20 protein-coding genes and 4 pseudogenes are annotated in these 22193 nt (G+C 29.8%); 16 read left to right on the top strand and 8 right to left on the bottom strand.

Annotation, left to right across the window (positions count from 1 at the left end; translation table 11 throughout):
* Window positions 1-32 precede the first annotated feature (32 nt).
* From ACZ1HD_RS15500 to ACZ1HD_RS15450, 11 genes and pseudogenes are all read left to right on the top strand, one after another.
* Window positions 33-254: a hypothetical protein gene (locus ACZ1HD_RS15500; protein WP_472687951.1), complete on the top strand. Its 222-nt coding sequence runs from the start codon at window positions 33-35 to the stop codon at window positions 252-254.
* A complete protein-coding gene (locus ACZ1HD_RS15495; RefSeq protein WP_472687950.1) occupies window positions 221-655 on the top strand; it encodes a glycosyltransferase in 435 nt (144 codons plus the stop codon). Before ACZ1HD_RS15500 ends, ACZ1HD_RS15495 begins: the two co-directional genes overlap by 34 nt.
* A 375-nt stretch (window positions 656-1030) precedes the next feature.
* On the top strand, window positions 1031-1213 hold the full coding sequence (locus ACZ1HD_RS15490; RefSeq protein ID WP_472687949.1) for a hypothetical protein: 183 nt from the start codon (window positions 1031-1033) through the stop codon (window positions 1211-1213).
* 138 nt (window positions 1214-1351) lie between these two features.
* A complete protein-coding gene (locus ACZ1HD_RS15485) occupies window positions 1352-1867 on the top strand; it encodes an O-antigen ligase family protein (RefSeq protein ID WP_472689375.1) in 516 nt (171 codons plus the stop codon).
* Entirely contained in the window at window positions 1867-2313 is a 447-nt protein-coding gene (locus ACZ1HD_RS15480) for a glycosyltransferase family protein (RefSeq protein WP_472687948.1), read from the top strand. The genes ACZ1HD_RS15485 and ACZ1HD_RS15480 overlap by 1 nt, the downstream gene beginning before the upstream one ends.
* 5 nt (window positions 2314-2318) lie before the next feature.
* A complete protein-coding gene (locus ACZ1HD_RS15475; protein WP_472687947.1) occupies window positions 2319-2969 on the top strand; it encodes a glycosyltransferase in 651 nt (216 codons plus the stop codon).
* A 3-nt stretch (window positions 2970-2972) separates the two neighbouring features.
* The gene (locus tag ACZ1HD_RS15470) at window positions 2973-4328 is read left to right on the top strand and encodes an exopolysaccharide biosynthesis polyprenyl glycosylphosphotransferase (protein ID WP_472687946.1); all 1356 of its coding nucleotides are present in this window, start codon (window positions 2973-2975) and stop codon (window positions 4326-4328) included.
* Entirely contained in the window at window positions 4328-5080 is a 753-nt protein-coding gene (locus ACZ1HD_RS15465) for a glycosyltransferase family 2 protein (RefSeq protein WP_375240180.1), read from the top strand. The genes ACZ1HD_RS15470 and ACZ1HD_RS15465 overlap by 1 nt, the downstream gene beginning before the upstream one ends.
* A gap of 50 nt (window positions 5081-5130) precedes the next feature.
* Window positions 5131-6403 (top strand): annotated as a pseudogene (gene purD, locus ACZ1HD_RS15460) (phosphoribosylamine--glycine ligase).
* 162 nt (window positions 6404-6565) lie between these two features.
* Window positions 6566-7090 carry a hypothetical protein gene (locus tag ACZ1HD_RS15455; protein WP_472687945.1) on the top strand — a complete coding sequence of 175 codons (525 nt, stop codon included), beginning with the start codon at window positions 6566-6568 and terminating at the stop codon, window positions 7088-7090.
* Window positions 7047-7625, top strand: coding sequence for a glycosyltransferase (locus ACZ1HD_RS15450; protein WP_472687944.1), 579 nt, complete (start codon window positions 7047-7049; stop codon window positions 7623-7625). The genes ACZ1HD_RS15455 and ACZ1HD_RS15450 overlap by 44 nt, the downstream gene beginning before the upstream one ends.
* On the opposite strand, the pseudogene ACZ1HD_RS15445 reads toward ACZ1HD_RS15450, so the two are convergent.
* Both ACZ1HD_RS15445 and ACZ1HD_RS15440 read right to left on the bottom strand, forming a co-directional pair.
* Window positions 7590-8628 (bottom strand): annotated as a pseudogene (locus ACZ1HD_RS15445) (sensor histidine kinase). The gene ACZ1HD_RS15450 and the pseudogene ACZ1HD_RS15445 overlap by 36 nt on opposite strands.
* A gap of 10 nt (window positions 8629-8638) precedes the next feature.
* A pseudogene (locus ACZ1HD_RS15440) lies at window positions 8639-9337 on the bottom strand (response regulator transcription factor).
* A gap of 269 nt (window positions 9338-9606) precedes the next feature.
* Here ACZ1HD_RS15440 and ACZ1HD_RS15435 point away from each other — a divergent pair.
* Window positions 9607-10284, top strand: coding sequence for a hypothetical protein (locus ACZ1HD_RS15435; RefSeq protein WP_472687943.1), 678 nt, complete (start codon window positions 9607-9609; stop codon window positions 10282-10284).
* A gap of 361 nt (window positions 10285-10645) precedes the next feature.
* On the opposite strand, the gene ACZ1HD_RS15430 is transcribed toward ACZ1HD_RS15435, so the two are convergent.
* Window positions 10646-10969 carry a hypothetical protein gene (locus ACZ1HD_RS15430; RefSeq protein WP_472687942.1) on the bottom strand — a complete coding sequence of 108 codons (324 nt, stop codon included), beginning with the start codon at window positions 10967-10969 and terminating at the stop codon, window positions 10646-10648.
* Here ACZ1HD_RS15430 and ACZ1HD_RS15425 point away from each other — a divergent pair.
* Together ACZ1HD_RS15425 and ACZ1HD_RS15420 are read left to right on the top strand one after the other, a co-directional pair.
* The gene (locus ACZ1HD_RS15425; RefSeq protein WP_472689374.1) at window positions 10878-11516 is read left to right on the top strand and encodes a T9SS type A sorting domain-containing protein; all 639 of its coding nucleotides are present in this window, start codon (window positions 10878-10880) and stop codon (window positions 11514-11516) included. The genes ACZ1HD_RS15430 and ACZ1HD_RS15425 overlap by 92 nt on opposite strands.
* A gap of 85 nt (window positions 11517-11601) precedes the next feature.
* On the top strand, window positions 11602-12318 hold the full coding sequence (locus tag ACZ1HD_RS15420) for a 3'-5' exonuclease (RefSeq protein ID WP_472687941.1): 717 nt from the start codon (window positions 11602-11604) through the stop codon (window positions 12316-12318).
* Between the two features lie 324 nt (window positions 12319-12642).
* On the opposite strand, the pseudogene ACZ1HD_RS15415 reads toward ACZ1HD_RS15420, so the two are convergent.
* From ACZ1HD_RS15415 to ACZ1HD_RS15395, 5 genes and pseudogenes are all read right to left on the bottom strand, one after another.
* A pseudogene (locus ACZ1HD_RS15415) lies at window positions 12643-14511 on the bottom strand (ABC-F family ATP-binding cassette domain-containing protein).
* A gap of 269 nt (window positions 14512-14780) precedes the next feature.
* Complete coding sequence (locus ACZ1HD_RS15410; RefSeq protein ID WP_472689373.1) at window positions 14781-15359, bottom strand: T9SS type A sorting domain-containing protein; 579 nt, start codon at window positions 15357-15359, stop codon at window positions 14781-14783.
* Window positions 15353-17443, bottom strand: a complete 2091-nt coding sequence (locus tag ACZ1HD_RS15405) for a GEVED domain-containing protein (RefSeq protein ID WP_472687940.1) — start codon at window positions 17441-17443, stop codon at window positions 15353-15355. Before ACZ1HD_RS15405 ends, ACZ1HD_RS15410 begins: the two co-directional genes overlap by 7 nt.
* Window positions 17418-17828, bottom strand: coding sequence for a hypothetical protein (locus ACZ1HD_RS15400; RefSeq protein WP_472687939.1), 411 nt, complete (start codon window positions 17826-17828; stop codon window positions 17418-17420). The genes ACZ1HD_RS15405 and ACZ1HD_RS15400 overlap by 26 nt, the downstream gene beginning before the upstream one ends.
* Entirely contained in the window at window positions 17801-19375 is a 1575-nt protein-coding gene (locus ACZ1HD_RS15395) for a sialidase family protein (RefSeq protein ID WP_472687938.1), read from the bottom strand. Before ACZ1HD_RS15395 ends, ACZ1HD_RS15400 begins: the two co-directional genes overlap by 28 nt.
* Before the next feature lie 835 nt (window positions 19376-20210).
* Here ACZ1HD_RS15395 and ACZ1HD_RS15390 point away from each other — a divergent pair.
* Both ACZ1HD_RS15390 and ACZ1HD_RS15385 read left to right on the top strand, forming a co-directional pair.
* Window positions 20211-21227 (top strand): sugar nucleotidyltransferase, encoded by a 1017-nt coding sequence (locus ACZ1HD_RS15390; RefSeq protein ID WP_472687937.1) that lies wholly within the window; start codon window positions 20211-20213, stop codon window positions 21225-21227.
* Window positions 21227-22192, top strand: a complete 966-nt coding sequence (locus ACZ1HD_RS15385; RefSeq protein WP_472687936.1) for a tetratricopeptide repeat protein — start codon at window positions 21227-21229, stop codon at window positions 22190-22192. The genes ACZ1HD_RS15390 and ACZ1HD_RS15385 overlap by 1 nt, the downstream gene beginning before the upstream one ends.
* Window position 22193: the final 1 nt, after the last annotated feature.

The raw sequence follows: 22193 nt of genomic DNA, 5'->3' as shown, positions 1-22193 counted from the left end.
TTTCAAAAAGTGAAATATTAAAATATTTAAAGGTGGATGAGGAAAGAATTAATGTAATTTATGGTGGCGTAAATAAACTTTTCTTTAAAAAAAGCACTTTAAATTTCGAATTGCCAAAAAACTATCTATTATATGTGGGTAATGTAAAACCACATAAAAACTTAATTTCGTTACTAAAATCTTATAATAAATTACCTTTAAATATAAAAAAGTATTTAGTTTGGTCGTTATTGGGAAGAAAGAAGGTTTTATAACTCCTGATAAAAAAGTCTTCAACTTTATTAATAAAAATAACCTAATTAATAATGTTATATTTACAGGTTATGTAGAAGATCAATATTTACCGGATATTTATCAAAAAGCCAAAATGTTTATTTTTCCATCTTTGTATGAAGGTTTTGGTTTACCTATTTTAGAGGCTATGGCTTCAAAAACTTTAGTTTTATCCTCTAATTTAACGAGTTTACCAGAGGTGTCTTTAGACAATGCTTTATATTTTAACCCTTTAGATACAGAAGAATTAAAAGATTTAATTGTAAAAGAAATATATAGTGATAATAGTATTAAGATTGAATTAGCTTACAATCATTCTAAAAAATTTACATGGCAAAAATCTGCGGAAGAACACATAAATATTTTTGAAAAAGTAATTTAATTATATGAAGACTTTTAGTTTAAAAAAATTCATTTTATATTTTAGTATTGATTTCTATGTTCCCTTTGCTCCCTAAGGCGGTAGAAAGTATATTAATGATATTATTTTTTTTAGTTTCGTTAATTATTTTTTTAAAAACAAAAAACACTGTTGTAAATCAAATGTATTTCAGGTGTTTAATTTGTCGTCTCTGTTCGGAATTTATCTCATATCTACATTGTACAGTGAAAATTTATCTGAAGCTTTTAATTTTATCCTCAGAGTAACTCCTATTTTTTTATTCGCATTAACTTTAGGAATTTTAAATCCAATCATTACAAAGAAAAAAAGAAATTTTTATTAAACACATATTTTTTTTCAGTTTTTACAGCTCTTTTGATAGTTCATACGTATTTAATTTTTAATGTTTCAGGAGAAATAACTTCGTGGGAATATAGAAATGCTTTTGAAGAATATACAAAAGTGCATGGTACCTACTTTTCTTTATGGACAGGTTTTGCAGTATTAATAATACTTAATAAAATATGTAACCTAAAATTTAATAAAAAAACTTTATAATAATCTCACTATATTTAATAGTATTATCTTACTGTATTTATTGGCAATTTATAATTGCTGCGAGATTACCTTTATTTGTAACATTACTTTTATCTTTTGTATTACTATTGAAACAATTAGAAAAGAGAATAGCTATCTATATTTTTTACAGCAATTACCCTAGCGTTAGTAATCGGTTTTGTCAATTTAAATACCATAAAGAATAAAATAGACTTTAAAATACCTCAAGGAAAATATGAATTGAAGCATAATGTAATGTCGAGTGAAGATATTAGAGCTGGTATATATTTTTGTTCCTATAAAATAATTAAACAATCAGTATTATATGGAATTGGCATAGGAGATGTTAATGACAATTTAAATAAATGTTATGAGAGTGAAATTGATAGTGATGTTTATCAAATTTTTCATTATAATTCACACAATCAGTACTTACAGATAATTTTAGCAAGTGGTCTCTTAGGGCTATTATTTTTTTTATACAATCTATTAATTTTGTTAAAATTGTCAATTAGAAATAAAGATAATTTGTTTTTTGCATTAAATATGTTTTTAATAATATGTTTTTTTACAGAAAATATTTTGAGTAGGCATGATGGCGTTATATTTTATAGTTTTTTTACTGCTATATTTTATTTTAATAAAGAGGTTTGATGAAAGTAGCTATTGTACATTATTGGTTTATAACTAGAAGAGGAGGAGAGAAAGTTGTTGAATCTTTGTTAAAGCTATATCCTGATGCAGATATTTATACACTTTTTTATGATAAAAATAAATATGGAGATTACTTAAAAAATCATAAAGTTTATACATCTAAACTAAATTTTCCTTTATTAAGAAAACATTATCAAAAATTATTTCCTCTTTATCCATTAGCTGTGAAATCTTTAAAATTGAAGCAGGATTATGATCTAATTATTTCATCAGAATCCGGGCCAGCAAAAGGCATCTCAATTAAAAATAAAACTAATCATATTTGTTATATTCACAGTCCAATGCGATACTGTTGGGGCTTTACAAATGAATACCTGGCAGCTATAAACCCTGTCTTGAGACCTTTAGCAAAATTCTTTTTAGAAAACTTAAGAATTGGGATATAAAAACAGTGAATAATGTTGATTTATACATAGCGAATTCTAATAATGTAGCAGATAGAGTAAAAAAATATTATGGTAAAGTGGCAGAGGTTGTTTATCCACCAATTGAAACTAAATTATTTGAAAAATCATTAATTCAAGATGTTGAAAAAACTCATTATTTAAGTTTTGGTGCTTTAACACCTTATAAAAAAATAGATTTATTAGTAGATACTTTTAATATTAGCGGAGATAAATTAATTATTATAGGTAATGGTTCTGAAAAAGAAAACTTAGTAAAAAAAGCTAAACCTAATATAGAGTTTAAAGGGTTTTTAGAGGATGATAAACTAGAAAAATATATATCGACTTCCAAAGCATTACTTTTTCCTGGTGAAGAGGATTTTGGTATGATACCATTAGAAGTTATGTCTTACGGTATACCAGTTATTGCTTTAAAAAAAGGTGGTGCCTTAGAAACTGTTATAGAAAATAAAGAAGATTACTCTCAATCATCCGGTGTATTCTTTGAAGAACAATCAATAACTTCATTGCAAGAAGCTATTTTAAATTTTAAAAGCGTACAGTATGAATTTGACCCTTTATGGATTAGGAAGCATGCAGAGGGTTTTGAAGAGAGTAGGTTTTTGTATAATTTTAAGAATACAATAAAAAAATAAAGAATGAAAAAGAGATTTTCATATTTAATAAGACCTTTGCAAGTTTTAATAGATGTCATAATTATTAATTTAATTGTATATCTAATTTATGATAAAGAGTTTCTAAATTTTTCTTTCTTATCTTATATAACCCTGTTTTGGTTAGCATCTAGTTATTCTTTTGGTTTTTATAAGGTTTACCGTTATACAAGTTACTTACGTGTAATTACACTTTTGGGTAAACAAATTTTATTTTTTGCATTAGGTTATTTTGCTTATTTCGGTATATTTAGAGAAGGAGATGTTGTTAATAATCAGTTTGTAATTTTAATGTCAATAATGATAGCTATATCAGTCATAAAAATTTTATGGTCGTTTGCACTTAAAAAATACAGATCTTTAGGTAATAATTTTAGAACGACAGTTGTATTAGGTTTCGATGAATCTTCAAAAAATATTATTAAGTTATTTAAAAGTAAAGCGAATTTAGGGTACAAATTCTTAGGATTCTTTTCCGATAAAAATTATAAGAATAGTGAATACTTGGGGAAATTAGAATCTGTTTATGACTTTACTAAAAAAAATAAGGTAGATGAAATCTACTGTTCACTTTCTTCATTAACCGATAGTCAAATAAAAGAAGTAAATAAGTTTGCTTTAGAGAAAGAAATTGATTTAAAATTAATTCCTAATGCTACAGAATTGTATAGTAAAAATCAAACGATACATTACTATGACGATGATTTGATGGTTTTAAATGTTAATAAATTACCATTTGAGTTTACGGGTAACTTCTATATTAAAAGGTTGTTTGATATTGTGTTCTCTTTTTTTGTTTGTGTAACTGTTTTATCTTGGTTAATACCTATTTTATGGATTTTAGTAAAGTTAGAATCTAAAGGTCCTTTAATTTTTAAACAAGGTAGAGAAGGTATAAATGGAGAAGAATTTATTTGTTATAAATTTAGATCTATGAAACTTAATAAGATTGCAGATAAAGTACACGCCACAAAAGGAGATGCAAGAGTTACAAAAATTGGTGCTTTTCTAAGAAAAACTAGTTTAGATGAATTGCCTCAATTTATCAATGTTCTTTTTGGTGATATGAGCGTTGTTGGCCCACGACCGCACTTAGAAAGTCTGTCTTTAGAATATCAAAAAGAGGTAGACGATTATTTAAAAAGACATATTGTAAAACCTGGTATTACAGGTTTGGCACAAATAAGTGGTTATAGAGGTGAAATTAAGAAAAAGTCTGATATTAAAAATAGAGTGCGTTTAGATATTTTTTATATCGAAAATTGGTCTTTCTTTTTAGATATAAAGATTATAATACAAACTGTTTTAAATGTATTTAAAGGAGAAGAGAAAGCATATTAATGAAACCAAGATTCAAAATAACCGCTACTATTGTACTTTATAAAGACAATTTGAATATTTTAGAGCAAACAATTAAAAGTTTTTTAGAGACTAATGTTTCTAAAAAACTTTTTTTAGTAGATAACAATTCTACGGATGCTTTAAAATCAAAATTTAACCATGCAGATATAGAATACATTTTTGTAGGTAAAAATATTGGTTTTGGTAAGGCTCATAATTTGGTTTTAGATAAAGTTGCCTCAGATTTTCATTTAATTTTAAATCCGGATATTCAATTTTCTAGATTGGTTTTACCAAACTTAATTAATGTTTTAGATCATCAAAAAGATGTTTCATTTATAAGTCCTAGAGTGGTGTACTCAAACAATGAAAATCAATTTATTTGCAGAAAAAACCCAACGCCTTTTGATTTAGTTAATAGAAGATTAAATCTCTCTAAACAAAAGATTTTCGAAAACGAATATAGAAGTAAAAGTTTGTTAGAACCCTTTTCTCCTGAATTTATACATGGTTGTTTCATGCTTTTTAAAACAAAGGAATTTGTAAATTTAAATGGTTTTGATGAGCGTTATTTCTTGTATATGGAAGATGCAGATATTTGTAGAAAAGTATATCAATCCGGTAAGAAAATATATTATTATCCAAAAGAAATTATAACGCACACGCACCAAAAAGGTTCTTCAAAAAAGGCGAAACTATTTTTTTATCATCTTTCTTCTGCAATAAAGTATTTTTTAAAGTGGGGAATTTAGTTTCGTCAAGAAATTAAAATATATTTGCAATAACAACAACACAACAAACAATGAATATTCTTATTTTAGGTTACGGAGGAAGAGAACACGCTTTTACATTAAAATTATCTGAAAGCAAAAAAATTAATCAACTTTTTGTAGCACCAGGTAATGCTGGTACAGATAAAATTGCGACCAATTTAAATATTGGAGTTTCAGATTTTGAAGCAATTAAAACTGCAGTTTTAGAAAACAATGTAGATATGGTAATTGTTGGTCCGAAGTTCCTTTGGTAGAAGGAGTTCATGATTTCTTTTTAGCAGATACAGATCTAAAAAATATACCTGTAATTGGTCCTAAAAAAGACGGAGCTTTATTAGAGGGTAGTAAAGATTTCTCAAAACAATTCATGCAAAAGCATGGTGTGCCAACTGCAAAATATCAATCGTTTACAAAAAGTAATTTAGAAGAAGGTTTTGCATTTTTAGATACATTACAACCGCCATTTGTTTTAAAAGCAGACGGTTTAGCTGCAGGTAAAGGAGTTTTAATTTTAAATTCTTTAGAAGAAGCGAAAACAGAATTAGAAAATATGGTTTCTAATCAAAAATTTGGCGAAGCTTCTACAACAGTGGTAATCGAAGAATTTTTAAAAGGAATAGAATTGTCTGTTTTTGTTTTAACAGACGGTAAAAGCTATAAAATCTTGCCTTCAGCAAAAGATTACAAGCGTATTGGCGAAGGTGACGCTGGTTTAAATACTGGCGGAATGGGAGCAATCTCTCCAGTACCTTTTGCAGATGAAGCTTTTTTAAATAAAGTAGAAGAATTGGTGGTAAAGCCAACAATTAATGGTTTACAAAAAGACGGCATCGATTATAGAGGTTTTATCTTTATTGGTTTAATGAATGATAACGGAAACCCTTCTGTAGTAGAATATAACGTTAGAATGGGAGATCCAGAAACAGAAGTTGTTTTACCAAGAATAGAATCAGATTTGTTAGAATTATTCGAAGGTGTTGCACATCAAAATTTAAACGAAAAATCTTTTTCTGTAACTTCTAAAACTGCAACAACAGTAATGTTGGTTTCTGGCGGATACCCGAAGCATATGAAAAAAACAAAGAAATTACAGGTTTCGAAAATGTAAAAGATTCTATAACATTTCATGCCGGTACAGCAATTAAAAACGGTAAAGTTGTAACTAGCGGAGGTAGAGTTATGGCGGTAACTTCTTTTGGCGATACGATAGAGCAAGCGTTAGAAAAAAGTTACCAAAGTATCGATAAAATTAATTTCGATAAAATGAACTACAGAAAAGATATTGGTTTCGATTTAGTATAATTTTTTTATTTGGGCGTTTTAACAGGCTTTCCATTATATCTTTTTTCAGAAAAAGAAAAAAGGATGCCATTACAGTCCTTAACGCAACCTTTTTGCTGTAAATACTATTTTCTTAAACTTAGTTATTATTTAAAAATTTGGTAGCTTTAAACTTTAAATAAAATGCCTATCACCAAAAATAAAATAATAATAGCGCCATTAAACTGGGGTTTAGGTCATGCAACTCGTTGTGTGCCTATTATAAACGCATTGTTAGAAAATAATTATCAACCAATAATTGCGTCAGACGGAAATTCTTTAGAGTTTTTAAAAAAAGAATTTTCTAATTTAGAATTTTTAGAACTTCCGTCTTACAATATTTCTTACCACAAAAATTTAAAGCTTACATTACTTTTACAAATCGCTAGAATTTTAGCAACGGTTAAAAAAGAACAAGAAGTCATTAATAATTTTATTAACGCTAATAAGGATGTTGTTGGTGTAATTTCAGACAATAGATTTGGTGTAAGAAGTAAGGTTGTTCCTTCTATCTATATAACACATCAAGTAAATGTTTTATCCGGTTTTACAACTTTTCTAACCAGTAAAGTTCATCAGAAAATAATAAATAAGTTTGATCAATGTTGGATTCCTGATCATAAAAATGCAGAACTTTCTCGGGCGTTTATCAAAAATAGAAAACTTTAAATATAAATTTATTGGTGCCTTAAGCAGGTTTTCTAAAACTACAATTAAAGATAGTAAAGTTGATGTTTTAGTTGTGCTTTCCGGTGTAGAACCCAATAGAACATTATTAGAGCATAAATTGATATCAGCATTTAAAAATGATGCTAGAAATATTGTTTTTGTTTTAGGAAAAGTAGAAAAAGAGCAAAAGAAATGGACAAGTAATAACTGTATTTTCTATAATTTTTTGTTATCTAAAGAGTTAGAGCAAAAAATTAATGAAGCAGAAATAGTTATATGTAGATCAGGATATTCATCAATATTAGATTTGTACACCTTAGAAAAAAAGTGTTTTTTATACCTACTAAAAATCAACCGTGAGCAAGAATATCTTGCTAAATATTTAGAACAAAAAGGTATTGCTCCGTTTGCTAATTTAGAAGATTTTAATAAAAAAATGCTGAATAATTTGAGTAATTACACAGGTTTTAAATCTAAAAAATCAACTTTAAGTAGTAGTTTATTTAGCCTTTTCCATGGTAAAAGAAAACTCTGATCCTTCACCATAAGTACTTTTTAATAAAACTGTTTGGTTGTGAGCCTCTACAATATGCTTTACAATAGACAAGCCTAAACCGGAACCACCTTGATCTCTAGATCTACTTTGATCGACTCTGTAAAAACGTTCGAATAATCGAGATAAGTATTTCTGTTCGATACCTTCACCGTTATCAACTACACGAATAACATACTTGTTGTCGTTATAATTATCTGCAGCAACAACGGTTGTTCCGTTAGGTTTACCGTATTTAATTGAGTTTACAATTAAATTGATTAAAACTTGTTCTGTTTTTTCTACATCACCAACAACAAAAACCGGAAAATCATAAATTCTATCGAATTTTAAAGTGATATTTCTTTTTTTAGCTTTCATTTCAAACAAATCAAACACATTTTGAATAACTTCTAAAATGTTGAAAACAACCATGTTTAATTTCAATCCGTCTGTTTCTAATTTAGCAATCATATCTAAATCTTTGGTAACAGCTACCAGTCTTTCTACACCTTTGTTGGCTCTTTCTAAATATTTTTCGCGAATATTTTTATCATCCATAGCACCTTCTAAAAGTGTAAGAATGTAACCTTGTACGGTAAATAAAGGTGTTTTAAGTTCATGAGCAACGTTTCCTAAAAATCTCTTCTAAAAGAATCTCTTTCTGTTAAACTTTTAATTTCTAATCGTTTACCTTCTACATATTTTTGCATTCTGTTAGAAAGTTTTTCGATATCTGTGGTTACAGATTGTTTTCTTAGATCGTTAACATCTAATATAGAAACGTTTTCGTATATTTTTTTAATCTTCTATAAATAAAATGTTCTGTTCTATATTGAATTATAAAAAATGAGATGATAAACAAAATAAGTACAGCAATTATTGCTGTACTTAAATTAAGTTTATCTGTACTAAAAAAATATGTTATTATAGCAATACTAGAAGATAGTATTGTTAAGTAAGTTGCAGACCAAAGTGCGTATGAATAGGTTTTTTTAAACTTCATAAAAGCAAATTTATTTATCTGCTTCTAGTAATACAAATTTATAACCAACTCCTTTTACAGTTTTAAAATGGTCGTCTCCTATTTTTTCTCTTAATTTTCTAATATGTACGTCTATTGTTCTACCACCAACTACAACTTCATTACCCCAAACGGTATCTAAAATTACTTCTCTTTAAAAACTTTACCTGGTTTAGAAGTTAGTAAAGAGAATAGCTCAAACTCTTTTCTAGGTAATAAAATCTTTTTACCAGCTTTATAAACTACATATTCTTCTCTATCAATAACTATATCGCCAATTTTAAAAGTCTCTTCGCTTTCTTTTTCAGATTTTAACCTTCTTAAAAGAGATTTTACCTTACTAACCAATACTTTGGGTTTAATAGGTTTTGTAATATAATCATCTGCGCCAGCTTCAAAACCTGCTACTTGAGAATAATCTTCTCCTCTTGCAGTTAAAAATGAGATGATAACATTTTCTAGCGAATTAATTTTTCTGATTTTTTCACAAGCCTCGATACCATCCATTTCTCGGCATCATTATATCTAATAAAATTAAATGCGGTGTGTTTTTTTTAGCAGATTTTATTGCCTCTTGGCCATTATTTGCAGTAAAAACTTGATAGCCTTCATTTCTTAAATTATAACCAACTATTTCGATAATATCTGGTTCATCATCTACTAATAGTATTTTAATATCGCTTTTATTCATGATTTTAAATAAATATAAGTATCAAAAATAGTAATTATTATTATAGCAAAAGTATCCTTAACAAACATTTAATTTTAAAAAGATTATAGATAACGTTTACTTAACGATAAAATAAAATGTCTTTTTTTACTTCTTGATATTGAGTTTGTTAATGATTAGATAACAAATAAGAAATCTAAAAAGTTATATTTGTTTTTTGAAATCATAAATCCTATTCACATGAAAAAAATTACATTATTACATTATTTTTAATGCTTTGTTTTGGGGCTTTGTCATACGGCCAAGGTTCTGAATCTTTTGCAAACTCAAATGCTACAGGTTCTTATGCAGATAATAGTTTTGTTGGTGATGGAGGAATAACCTGGACTTATGTTGCTTCTAGAAATGCAAATAATACTGCAGGTGTAACTTTACCAGCAGTTATGTTAAGAAGATCTAGTAGTGATAGTAAAATAACATCAAGTACTATATCCGGCGGTATTGGAAATTTTTCTGTGAAACTTTACAAAGGGTTTACGGGTGCTGGAAATAGACAAGTAGAATTATTTATAAATGGTGAATCTAAAGGAACATCAGTAGCTTTTGATGATTTTGATGAACACGTATTTTCTGTTTCTGGTATAAATGTTTTCGGAGATATAGTGATAGAAATTAAAAATATAACAGAAAAACAAGTTATTGTAGATGATATTTCTTGGACAGCTCCAAGTTCAGACCCAGCAATAAATACAATTGGTACAATATCTTTATTAGAATATTTTGAAGGAAATGGGCCGTCACCAGAAAAAGGAATTAATGTAGAAGGTACAAACCTAACATCAGACATTACCGTTACTGCTCCAACAAACTTTGAGGTTTCGGTTGATGCTACTGGTACATATTCGCAATCTATTGCTCTAGCACAAACTTCGGTGAAGTTGCTTCTACACCAATTTATGTTCGTTTAAAAGAAGGTTTAGGTGAAGGTACATTTGCAGATAATATCACATTAAGTTCTGCGGGTGCAGAATCTGTTACAATTGCAGTTACAGGTGAGGTAAAAAATGCAGATCCTCAATTTACATATGCAGAATCTTTAAGTAAATTTAGTTATACACTAGAAGAAGGACCTTCTGATGTTCAAAACTTTTCTGTAGAAGGTCTGTTTTTAACAGATGATTTTATTATTGCTGCACCAGAAAATTTTGAAATTTCTTTTTCTCAAGATACAGATTTTGCTAGTTCTTTATCAATTACACCTGCTGACGGTAAAATTGAAGATATTATTTACATTCGTTTAAAAGCGGGTATTACAGTTCCTGGTAATTATCAAGGAGATGTAACTCTTTCTTCTGCAGGAGTAACAGCTGTTACTTTTAATGCTGAAGGAGTTGTATACGGAGAATTAACAAATAATATTATTATTTCAGGTGTTTTTGATGGTAGCTTAACTGGTGGAATTCCAAAAGGAGTTGAATTATATGTTTTAGAAGATGTTGCAGATTTAAGTTTATTCGGATTAAGCTCTGTTTCTAACGGAGGAGGTTCTACGGATGGAGACATAGAATTTAATTTTCCTTCTATAGCTGTTACTGCCGGAACTTTTATATATATTTCTTCAAGCGAAGCTGGATTTACAGATTTTTTTGGCAAGAATGCAGATTATATAACAGGTGTTGTAAATATTAATGGAGACGATTCGATTGAATTATATGAAAACGGAAAAATTATAGATGTTTTTGGTAACGTAAATAAAGATGGTTCCGGTGAAACTTGGGAGTATCTTGATGGTTGGGCTTATAGAAATTCTACTTCTAGCCCACAGGGAACTACTTTTACCGATACTAATTGGTCGTATAGTGGTGTAGATGGACTAGAAGGTGGTACAAATAATGCTACTGCAACAACTCCTTTTCCTATTGGTACTTTTCAACCTGCAACCGCAGCTGTTTCTAGAAATAGTATCGAAGGTTTTAAAACATTTCCAAACCCTGTTACAAATAAAGAATTTACTGTATCAACAAATAATACAAGTGTAAAGCAAATTGTAATTTTTAATGTTTTAGGTAAAAAAGTTTATGCTGCTAGTTTTTCCGGAGTAAAATCTACAATAAATGTTTCTGATATGAATGCAGGAGTTTATATTGTAAAGGTTACTGAAGATGGTAAAACAGCTACAAAAAAGTTGGTAATAAGATAATTACGAGTATACTTTTTAATATTAAGAAAGCTTCGATTTATATCGGAGCTTTTTTTGACTATATTTAGAGGAGAAAAAGAAAAAGATGAATTTAAAATTAAAACTAAGTAATATCTTATTTTTAGATATAGAAACTGTGCCAGCAGAAAGTAATTGGCAAAATTTAACAACAACTACTCAAGAGTTATTTAAGAAAAAAACAAGTTATCAACGAAAAGAAGAAACTACAGCAGCAGAATTTTATGAACGTGCAGGAATTTGGGCCGAATTTGGCAAAATTATATGTATTTCTGTAGGTTATTTTGTTTTGAATGATGAAAAAAATCAATTTAGAGTGACTTCTTTTTTCGGTGATGATGAATTTAAATTATTATCCGAATTTAAAAACTTATTAGAAACACATTTTTCTAAACCAGCAAACGTATTATGTGCGCATAATGGTAAAGAGTTCGATTTTCCTTTTATCGCCGGAAGAATGATTGTACATCAATTACCATTACCTAAAAAACTTAATTTATTTGGTAAAAAACCATGGGAAATTCCGCATTTAGATACTTTAGAATTATGGAAATTTGGTGATTACAAGCATTATACTTCTCTAAACTTATTAACATCAATCTTAGGAATACCTTCGCCAAAAGATGATATTGATGGTAGTGAAGTTGCTAGAGTTTATTACAAAGAAAAAAATATTAAAAGAATAGTTAATTACTGCGAAAAAGATACAATTACGGTAGCACAGGTGTTATTAAGATTTAATAATCAACCTTTGTTAGAAGAAAAGGATATTGTAAATGTTTAATTAAATTTAAAAAGTATAAATAACAATAGATGATAAAAAGCTGGTAAAAAAGCAATTGCTAATATTACTTTAAATTTTTTAAAATTATTTTTTGTCTGTAGCCAAATTATAAAAGGTGATGCTATTGAAAGTAGTAAGCCAATATAAACGCAAACTTTAGAAATATAAGTACCGTATTTATAGATATACTCGTATTCAGAAAAACGATATACTTCAAAGCTTCCTTTAAGTATTAAATTTTGAATTAACAACAAGTAAATAACTACGGTAAGTATTAAGGGTGATGTAAAAAACTTTACTGTTCTCATCTTACAAAACCATTAATTAATCTTCTAGTTTCATAGAAAGTTCTAACCAACGCTCTTCTTTTGCTTCTAAATTGTCTATAATTTCTTGTAATTCTTCAGATTTTTTTGGAATATCTTCTGTAGCAATTTCTACGTTTAAAAATTGTTTTTCAATTGTTTCTTTTCTTTTCTGAAGTCTTTCTATTTCACTTTCTAAAGCGCCAAACTCTCTTTTTTCATCAAAGCTTAAAGCAGATTTTGTATTTTTTTTAGTTGCTTTTTTTCTTCTTTTTTAATTGTTGTTTTTTCTGAATTGTCTTTAGAAAGAGAACTATCGTAAGCTCTAAAATCTGAGTAGTTACCTGGAAAATTTTCTACAACACCTTCACCTCTAAAAACAAATAATGAATCTACTATTTTATCCATGAAATATCTGTCGTGAGAAACCACTAAAAGGTTTCCTGGATAATCTAAAAGAAAGTTTTCTAAAACATTTAAAGTAACAACATCTAAATCGTTGGTAGGCTCATCTAAGATTAAAAAGTTAGGATTCTGAATTAAAACTGCACATAAATACAAACGTTTTTGTTCTCCACCGGATAGTTTTTCTACAAAGTCATATTGTTTCTTCTTGTCAAACAAAAATCTTTCTAATAATTGCGATGCAGAAATTCTTCTTCCTTTAGCTAACGGAATTTCTTCACCAAATTCTTTTACAACTTCTATTACTTTTTGTCCTTCTTTAATTTGAATACCAGCTTGTGTGTAGTAGCCAAATTTTACAGTTTCACCTAAAACTACCTTACCACCATCTAAAGGTGCTTTTTCGGTGATAATATTTAAAAATGATGATTTTCCTGTTCCGTTTTTACCAATAATTCCTACTCTTTCGCCTCTTTTAAAAACATAATCAAAACCATCTAAAATCTTTTTTTCTCCCCAAGATTTATGCACTTTATGTAGTTCTAGAATTTTACTTCCCAAACGTTCCATATTAATTTCTAATTGAACTTGGTGGTCTTTTCTCCGTTGATGTGCTTTTTCTTTAATTGCGTAGAAATCATCTGTTCTAGATTTCGATTTTGTAGTTCTAGCTTTTGGTTGCTTGCGCATCCAATCTAATTCTTTTTTAAATAAGCTTTTAGCTTTGCTTAAGTTTGTCGCTTCTAAAGCTAATCGTTCTTCTTTATTTTGAAGGTAATAAGAGTAGTTACCTTTGTATTTGTAAATTTTACCTTCGTCTAACTCTAAAATTTCGTTACACACGCGTTCTAAAAAGTAACGGTCATGCGTAACCATAAAAAGTGTTATTTTCTCTTTAGCAAAAAAAGCTTCTAACCATTCTATCATTTCTAGATCTAAATGGTTTGTTGGTTCGTCTAAAATTAGTAAATCTGGTTTATTAATTAAAACGATAGCAAGAGATAAACGTTTTCTTTGTCCACCGAGACAAAGCACCAACTTTTAAAGATAAATCGTCTAATTTTAATTTAGATAAAATTTGCTTGTATTGCGTTTCAAAATCCCAAGCATTAAACTGTTCCATTTGCTCAAAAGCAGCTTGGTAAGTGTCTGTGTCGTCTAAGTTTTTTAACGCTTTTTCATATTGATTTACAATAGATAGAATTTTATTATCAGTTGCAAAGATTGTTTCTTCGATTGTTAAATCAGGATTGATATCATCTTTTTGTGCTAAATAAGCAATAGAAATTCCTTTTCTGCTAACTACTTGCCCGGAGTCGGGTACATCTAAACCTGCAATAATATTTAATATTGATGTTTTACCGCTTCCGTTTTTTGCAACAAAAGCTACTTTTTGATCTTTATTAATACCAAAAGAGATGTCGTCGAATAAAATGCGTTCTCCGTAAGATTTAGAAATGTTTTCTACTGATAAATAATTCACTACTTGTATTTTTTTACAAAGAAACAAAAAACCCAAGCAAAGGCTTGGGTTTTTGAGTCATTTAATTTTAGGGGTCGCATTAGGGGTGCTAATTAAATGACTTTTATACTTGTAAAAATAGTAGTTAAGTACATACTTGTCAATCCCTGAATTCAGTATATTTTCACTATCCCTGAATTCAGGGATATAAAACCCTGAATTCAGTATTTCAATAAATTTAAATTATTGTCTAGTAGTGTTTTAATTTTTATTTAGTATGCTGGTTAAAATTATATTTTAATAAACTTTTTAATTAACTTCTCTTCACCGTCGCTTATTTCTAGTAAATACATACCAATTTTTAAATTAGAAACTTCAATTGAGTTGTTTTGTAATTTGCCTGATTTTATTGTTTGCCCGATAGAATTAATAATTTTATACGAATTAACAGTGTTAGTAGACAACTGCACATTTAATAAAGTCTTTACTGGACTTGGATAAATCTTAAACGATCCGTCTGTAGTGTTAAAGAAATTATCATTATTTACTATGCTAATGTTGTTAGAGGCTGCAACATTGTTTAAACTCACATTGTCTATGGCAACATCTGCTTGCCATGTATTACCGGTAACTCTATTAAATCTTAACTGAATATTATTACCTAAGTATGCCGATAAATCTACACTAGCGCTTAACCATTGGTTTCCTTTATTACCAGATTCTGTCCAAATACTCGACCAGGAAGCTCCGTTGTCATTACTAATTTCTATATCTAAAGTTCCCGTGTTTGTTGCGCCATACATGTGATAATTAAAATTAAACGAAGCTGCAGATAAACTAGATAAATCAAAACAAGGTGAAGTTAATATAGCTTGTTTTGTTGGGTAGCCGGTGTTGTTACCGAAGCTTCAACAAATAAATACGAATTACCTTCTGTTGCAGAAGAAGGACCTGTATTGTTAGACGGTGTTCCGTTCGCATCAACAATCCAATTTAAATCATCATTTGAATTTTGAGACCAACTACCAATGTTTCCTTCAAAACCTTCGTTGTAAGGAAAAGAAGTTACTTCTGCAGTACAACCATTATTATTGCTGCTGCCGCTATATAATTCGATGTTGTCTAATGCAATATCTGCTTGCCAAGTACTACCTGTAATTCTATTAAACCTTAATTGAATACTAGATCCTATAAATGCATTTAAATTAATATTAGCAGACAACCATTGGTTACCTTTATTTCCAGATTCACTCCAAATGTTCGTCCAATTTGTTCCATTATCTGTACTAATTTCTAAGGCTATTGTACCCATATCTGCAGCACCATACATATGGTAATTAAAACTGAAGTTTGCAGATGTTTCATTAGTCAAATCAAAACAAGGTGAGTTTAAAATAGCTTGTTTGTTAGGGTAACCTGTTCCGTCTCCGGACGCTTCTACAAATATATATGAGTTTCCGTTTGTTGCAGAAGAAGGTCCTGTACTCCCAGAAGGCGTTCCGTTAGAATTAATAGACCAGTCAATATCATCCGAAGAAGATTGAGACCATGCGCCTAAATTTCCTTCAAAACTTTCTGTATAAGGAAAAGTTGATACTCCGTTTACACAATCATTAGTACTTATTGTATTTACATTTATTGTTCTAGAAACTTGTGCCGCTGCATTTCCTGCATTGTCACTTACATTATAATTTTTAATATATGTTCCTGCTGTATTTGTGTCTACATTACCAGTAATAATTATGTTAGATGTTAAATTACCGTCTACATTATCTGTTGCTGTTGCACCTTGTTCAGAATAGGTGTCGCCAACGTTTAAGTCTAAAGTTGATGCGCCGTTTAATGTTATTATTGGTGCTATTGTATCTGCGGATGCTGCTTGAATATTTACAGTATAATCTTCTACTTCTCCGTAAGAAAAACTTTGACAAGATGTAGGAATAGCATTGTAACTCATAGAAACTCTCATTCTTGTTGAGGTTTCTAGTGCTGATGACGGAACAATAAATGAAGCTGAAACTGTTGCGTTTTGATTTGGTGCAACTGATAAAACTTGTTCATTAGCATCTGTAAAATCTCCATCTTTGTTAAAATCAATCCAAACGGCGTAACCTTCGTTGTATTTGGTTCCTGTCCATGTTGGTGTAACAGTTACAGTATAATTATCACCTTTTACTAGGTTAGTTGATGTACTAGTAAAATCTGAATAAAACTGAGCGCCTGAATTATTATTGATGGAACCAAGTTGTACGTTACTTATAAATTCATCATTAACATTAGAACTTTGAGATGCACAATAATTAATAGGAGTAACATCTGTTGTAACAGTTAAAGTATTACTTGCGGTAGAAATATTACCCGCTTCATCTTTTGCTATTACAGAAAACGAATATGATGTGTTCGAGGTTAATCCGTTTACGGTAAAATTAGTATTTGCGGTGTTTCCAACAACTGTACTTCCGTTTAAAACATCGTAAGAAGTTACTGCAACATTATCTGTAGAAGCTGTCCAACTTAAATTTACAGATGTATCAGTTTTGTTGTTTGAAACTAACGCTGTCGGAGCAGTAGGAGCAGTTGTGTCTGGTGCTAATGTTGTTGCGTTTACGGTGATGCTTTTAACAGAACTATTGCCTGCACTATCTTTTGCAATAACGTAAAAGTTATAGTTGGTATTGGCGCTTAGGTTTGTTGCTGTATAACTTGTGTTTGTAACAGTTGTTAGTAAGTTGCCATTTCTATAGATATCATAATTAGTAACGCCAACATTGTCTGTAGATGCGCTCCAAGAAAGTTGAATAGAGTTTTCTGTAATATTGCTAGTAATTAGGTTAGTTGGAGTGGTAGGGGCTTCTGTATCAGGTGCTGATGATGAGGTAAATGTACCTGTAAATACACCTCTACCGTATGTAGAAGCTATAATTTTATTATTTGTATTGTCGCCGAGAAACATTCCAATAATCTAAAGAAGTTACACTAACATCACTCATGCCGTTATATGATTGAGACCAATTAGGGTTTGTGTCATTAAAGTTTTCTGTAGACCAAACACCTAATTGAGTTGCAATAATTGCTTCGTTTGGTGCTAAAGGATTCAATAAAAAGTCTCTTACCGGGATATTTGGAAGATTTCCTTCTTTGCTTGACCAAGTGCTACCTGCATTAGAAGAATACCAAATGCTAGTAACGCCGTAATTATGTATTGTTACAATTAAATCGTTAGCAGTTTCTCCAAATCTAATAGAAGAGATTGCGCCAATAAAAGGATTATTAACTGTTGTAAATGTTGCAGAATTATTGGTGACATTTGTTAATTTAACCAATCCGCCGTTAGACAAACCAACATACCAAGCATTGTTTTCGAAAGGGAAGCTCTAAATGCTGTTGGACTAGAAGTTAACGCAGCATTTGTTAATGATCCTTTACTGTTAGAAGCAACATTTATACTTAATATAGAGTTACTGCTAGCTGTAGATTGATTTGATAATAATCTATTTGCATTACTATCATAATCCATCGGGTTTACAAAATCACCAGTACTTTGATCACTCGACAAAGTTGTTGCTCCTCCATCAATCCTTCCTTGACCATTCCATGGTAAATTAAATCTATAAATTACATTAAAAACATACGTTGCAATCATGTATTGCCCATCTTTATCTACAAAAGTGTAAAAACCATCTCCGTCGCTTAAATCTTCAGAAGAATTTATTCCGTTTGCTGTGTTTGCGTCTCTAAAAGCTTGTGTACCGTTGTCTTGTGCACCAGCCGAAAAAATTCCATTTAAATCTCCAACACCATCTGGTCCAATACTTGCTTTTACAAATTGTGTAACATTGTAGTTATTGTTTCTTGAGTTAATTGAATTACCCGAGTTGCCGGAATAATAAATACCACCATCATTACCAAACAAAACTTTAGAAGCATCATTATTACCAAAGGCTATTGAGTGTTGATCTGCATGTACATTATTTGGTTGACCAAAGCCACCGTACCAATGTGATAATTGAGACCAAGACCTACCTCCGTTTGTAGATTTAAATAAATCGATTCCACCAACGTATAAAATATTATCATTTGCAGGGTCAGCTTCGATTACTAAATCGTAAAATGCTTGACCTCTTGTAAAATCATTTGCAGAAATGCCTGTATCTGCATCATTTGGCAGAGCTTTAGAAGTAATTGTGCTAAAACTATTTGTTGTTTCGTAAATATGAACAGGAGAGTTAACACCTTGAGTTAAAGCATAAATTTTATTTCCATTTGTTGCTGATGGTTCTAGTTCTACTCTATTAGAATCTGTTAAAGGAGAAGCATTTGCCTCTGTCCAAGTAGATCCGTTTGTAGAGCTGTAAACTCGACCGCCACCTTCGCCAAGAGCAGAACCAATGGTTCCCATCCAAAGTTTATTATCTGCACCAACTTCTAAATCATTAGGAATGTAATAATAAGTAGATCCACCAAAAGAGTAAGATAGGTTTGACGATTCTATTCTACTCCAAGAACTACCATTATTTGTAGATCTATAAATACCAGCAGACTGTAAACCCAACCAATTTTTCGGACTTGAAGAATCTCCGTAAACATGAGCTCCGACGGCAACAAAAAGTTCTGTAGAGTTTCCGTTATCCCAGGCTAAAACATCGTTTACGTAATAAATACCTTTTAAAAATAAATTAGAAGCGTTGTAATCAAAAGAATCTGGTCCGGCGGCAGGAATTGTGATTGCAGACCAATTATTACCACCGTCAGTAGTAACATAAACACCGTTACCAACAACATCTCCTGCGGTATATTGTTCTCCGGTACCTACATACCATCTATTAGAATTTCTAGGATCTACAGTAATGGAGGTTACAGAAAGGTTTCCTGGTACATTTTGCACTCTGCTCCATTGAGAATTTGCATTTGTAATGTTTGTATTTTTCCATAATCCACCGAAACACCACCTGCATAAACGGTGTTGTTAGAAGTATCATTTGGGTCGAACATAATAACTCTTGTTCTACCACCAACGTTATTTGGGCCTCTTTCTTTCCAAGCATTAGAAGTGTTTCCTGGGGTTTTTCTAGAAACTCTTTTTGCATTATCTTTTTTCTAAGCTCATTTAACTCACCATCATCTAATTTTCCTGTTTCAGGGTTTATGGTAAGTTCCCACATCTGCTCGAAATACCTGTTAGGAGGCAATCCGTTTTGTTTTCTTTTCTTTTTATCCCAAGTTAATGTTTCTTTATATGGGCTGTTTTTAATAAAGTTTTCTAATTTTTTTCTTTTAGATAATAGTTCTTCTTTCTCTTTCTTTTTGATAATTGTTTTTGATAAAAAAAGGAGAACATTAAAATAGCTATTGAGCTAAATAATAACTTAAGGTAAGTGTTTTTTTTCATGTGAATAAAATTTTTAAAAATTTGGGGATTGAATTAATTTGATAACATTATTATTTTTTGTATTAATAATTTATTAAAAAATCTTAATATATTATTAAATACGTATCAAAAGTATTAATTTATTAAACATTGTGCAATCCCTGAATTCAGGGTTTTTTACTATCCCTGAATTCAGGGATAGCGCCTTGAAGATTTTAATAAATATTGATAGCTTAAGTAAAACCTGTGAATAGATTTTTCTTGTGAAAATCATTCTGCTTTAATAGATTCAATTTTTTTAAAATCTTTTTAATAATGGTATATTGCAACGATAATTTTTGATAAAAAGAACATGAAGATAATAGTACCAATGGCCGGAATAGGTTCTCGTTTAAGACCACATACATTAACAGTTCCTAAGCCTTTAACCGTAATCGCAGGAAAGCCAATTGTGCAAAGACTTGTAGAAGATATTGCATCTGTGGTTGATGAAAAAATAGAAGAAATTGCGTTTATTATTGGTCCTGCAAAAAAAGGATTTCCAGCAAATACAAAAAATAATTTATTAGAAATAGCCAAAGAATTAGGTGCTAAAGGTTCTGTTTACGTTCAAGAAGAAGCATTAGGAACCGCGCATGCATTATTTTGTGCTAAAGATTCATTAAGCGGTCCTTGTGTTGTTGCTTACGCAGATACATTATTTAAAGCAGATTTTAAACTAGATTCTAACGCAGATGGTGCAATTTGGGTTAAGCAAGTAGAAGACCCGAGTGCTTTTGGTGTGGTAAAATTAGAAGATGGTTTTATTACCGATTTTGTAGAAAAGCCAAAAGAGTTTGTTTCTGATTTAGCAATAATTGGTATATACTATTTTAAAGACGGTGATAGAGTTAGAGATGAAATTCAGTATTTAATTGACAACGATTTAAAAGAGAATAACGAGTTTCAGCTAACAAATGTTTTAGAAACATTAAAAAAAGACGGCGCTAAATTTATTCCTGGAACTGTAAACACTTGGATGGATTGTGGTAAAAAAGATCCAACAGTAGATACCAATAAACAAGTTTTAGATTTTGAACATAAAGCCGGTAATAATTTGGTATCTAAAGACGTTGTATTAGAGAATTCTGAAATTATAGAACCTTGTTTTATTGGTAAAAATGTTGTGCTTAAAAACACAAAAATTGGTCCTTACGTTTCTATTGGAGAAAATAGTGTTGTAGAAAACGCAACCATAACAAACTCTTTAATACAAACAAATGTTCTAATTTCGAATGCAAAATTAGACAATGCAATGATTGGTAATCATGCAAAATATAACGGTGAATATACTTCAGTAAGTATTGGTGATTATACAGAGTTAATCTAATGGGTTTTATAAAAAAAGAAATAAATATATTAAAAGAGGGGCAATTTCATAATTTTAAGTTGTCTCTTTTTTCTTTGTTCCTTTTTTTAATATCTATTAATGGTTTTGCACAAGATAGTATACCTGCGGCTGTAGATCTATCAGAAGAAAAAGAACTAAAGTTTCAGCAGTTTTTCTTTAAAGCATTATCGCAAAAATCTATCGGTAATTATCAAAAATCGATAGAAAATTTAGAAAACTGTAATCAAATATTACCTAACAATAGTGTTGTTTTTTTTGAATTTTCTAAGAACTATTTAGAATTGAATAAAAAGCTTTTAGCTAAAGAATATATTAAAAGAGCCATCGACCAAGAGCCTAAAAATATTTGGTTACAAAAGCATTTGGTTAAAATTAATGTTGCTGATAGAGATTTTTCTGAAGCTATTAGAGTTCAGAAAAGTATTGCTACTATCAATAAAAAAGAACGCGAATATTTAGTGAGGCTTTATTTGAAAAATAGAGATTTTAAAAACGCAATACATCTAATGGAGGTTTTAGAAGATGAAAATTCTTTGTCTTCTAGCTTAAAAAATATAAAAGATAATTTACAACAAACCGGAAAAGCCGGACCTGTAAAGAGCTCTGCAGTAAGTAATATTTTTAAACAGTTTGAAACCGATAAATCATATGTGCTTTTAAAACAGATTTTAGAAAGTGTAAAACAAGATCCTGATTTATTATTAGATTATAGTAAAAAAGGAATTGCTTTGTTTCCTGCACAACCATTTGTGTATTTAATGAACGGTAAGGCTTTAAATGCAAAACAGAAGTTTAACGAAGCTATTACTTCTTTAAAAAATGGTATCGATTTTGTAATTGAAGATGATATGGAAGCCGAATTTTATAATGAAATGGCTGTTTCTTACAATGGTTTAGGTAATACTATCGAAGAAAAAAGTACAAACAAAAGTCAAAAAAGTTAAA

The sequence above is a fragment of the Polaribacter sp. HA6-7 genome (genome assembly GCF_055693625.1).
This window is presented reverse-complemented; position numbering and strand designations above follow the sequence as displayed.

What these genes read in the sequence shown, in the direction of transcription:
- ACZ1HD_RS15450 (WP_472687944.1), top strand. Translation starts at nt 7,047, where the DNA reads ATGCAGAACTTTCTCGGGCGTTTATCAAAAATAGAAAACTTTAAATAT.
- ACZ1HD_RS15465 (WP_375240180.1), top strand. Translation starts at nt 4,328, where the DNA reads ATGAAACCAAGATTCAAAATAACCGCTACTATTGTACTTTATAAAGAC.
- ACZ1HD_RS15455 (WP_472687945.1), top strand. Translation starts at nt 6,566, where the DNA reads ATGCCTATCACCAAAAATAAAATAATAATAGCGCCATTAAACTGGGGT.
- ACZ1HD_RS15420 (WP_472687941.1), top strand. Translation starts at nt 11,602, where the DNA reads ATGAATTTAAAATTAAAACTAAGTAATATCTTATTTTTAGATATAGAA.
- ACZ1HD_RS15405 (WP_472687940.1), bottom strand. Translation starts at nt 17,443, where the DNA reads ATGTTTCTCGGCGACAATACAAATAATAAAATTATAGCTTCTACATAC.
- ACZ1HD_RS15390 (WP_472687937.1), top strand. Translation starts at nt 20,211, where the DNA reads ATGAAGATAATAGTACCAATGGCCGGAATAGGTTCTCGTTTAAGACCA.
- ACZ1HD_RS15480 (WP_472687948.1), top strand. Translation starts at nt 1,867, where the DNA reads ATGAAAGTAGCTATTGTACATTATTGGTTTATAACTAGAAGAGGAGGA.
- ACZ1HD_RS15385 (WP_472687936.1), top strand. Translation starts at nt 21,227, where the DNA reads ATGGGTTTTATAAAAAAAGAAATAAATATATTAAAAGAGGGGCAATTT.
- ACZ1HD_RS15470 (WP_472687946.1), top strand. Translation starts at nt 2,973, where the DNA reads ATGAAAAAGAGATTTTCATATTTAATAAGACCTTTGCAAGTTTTAATA.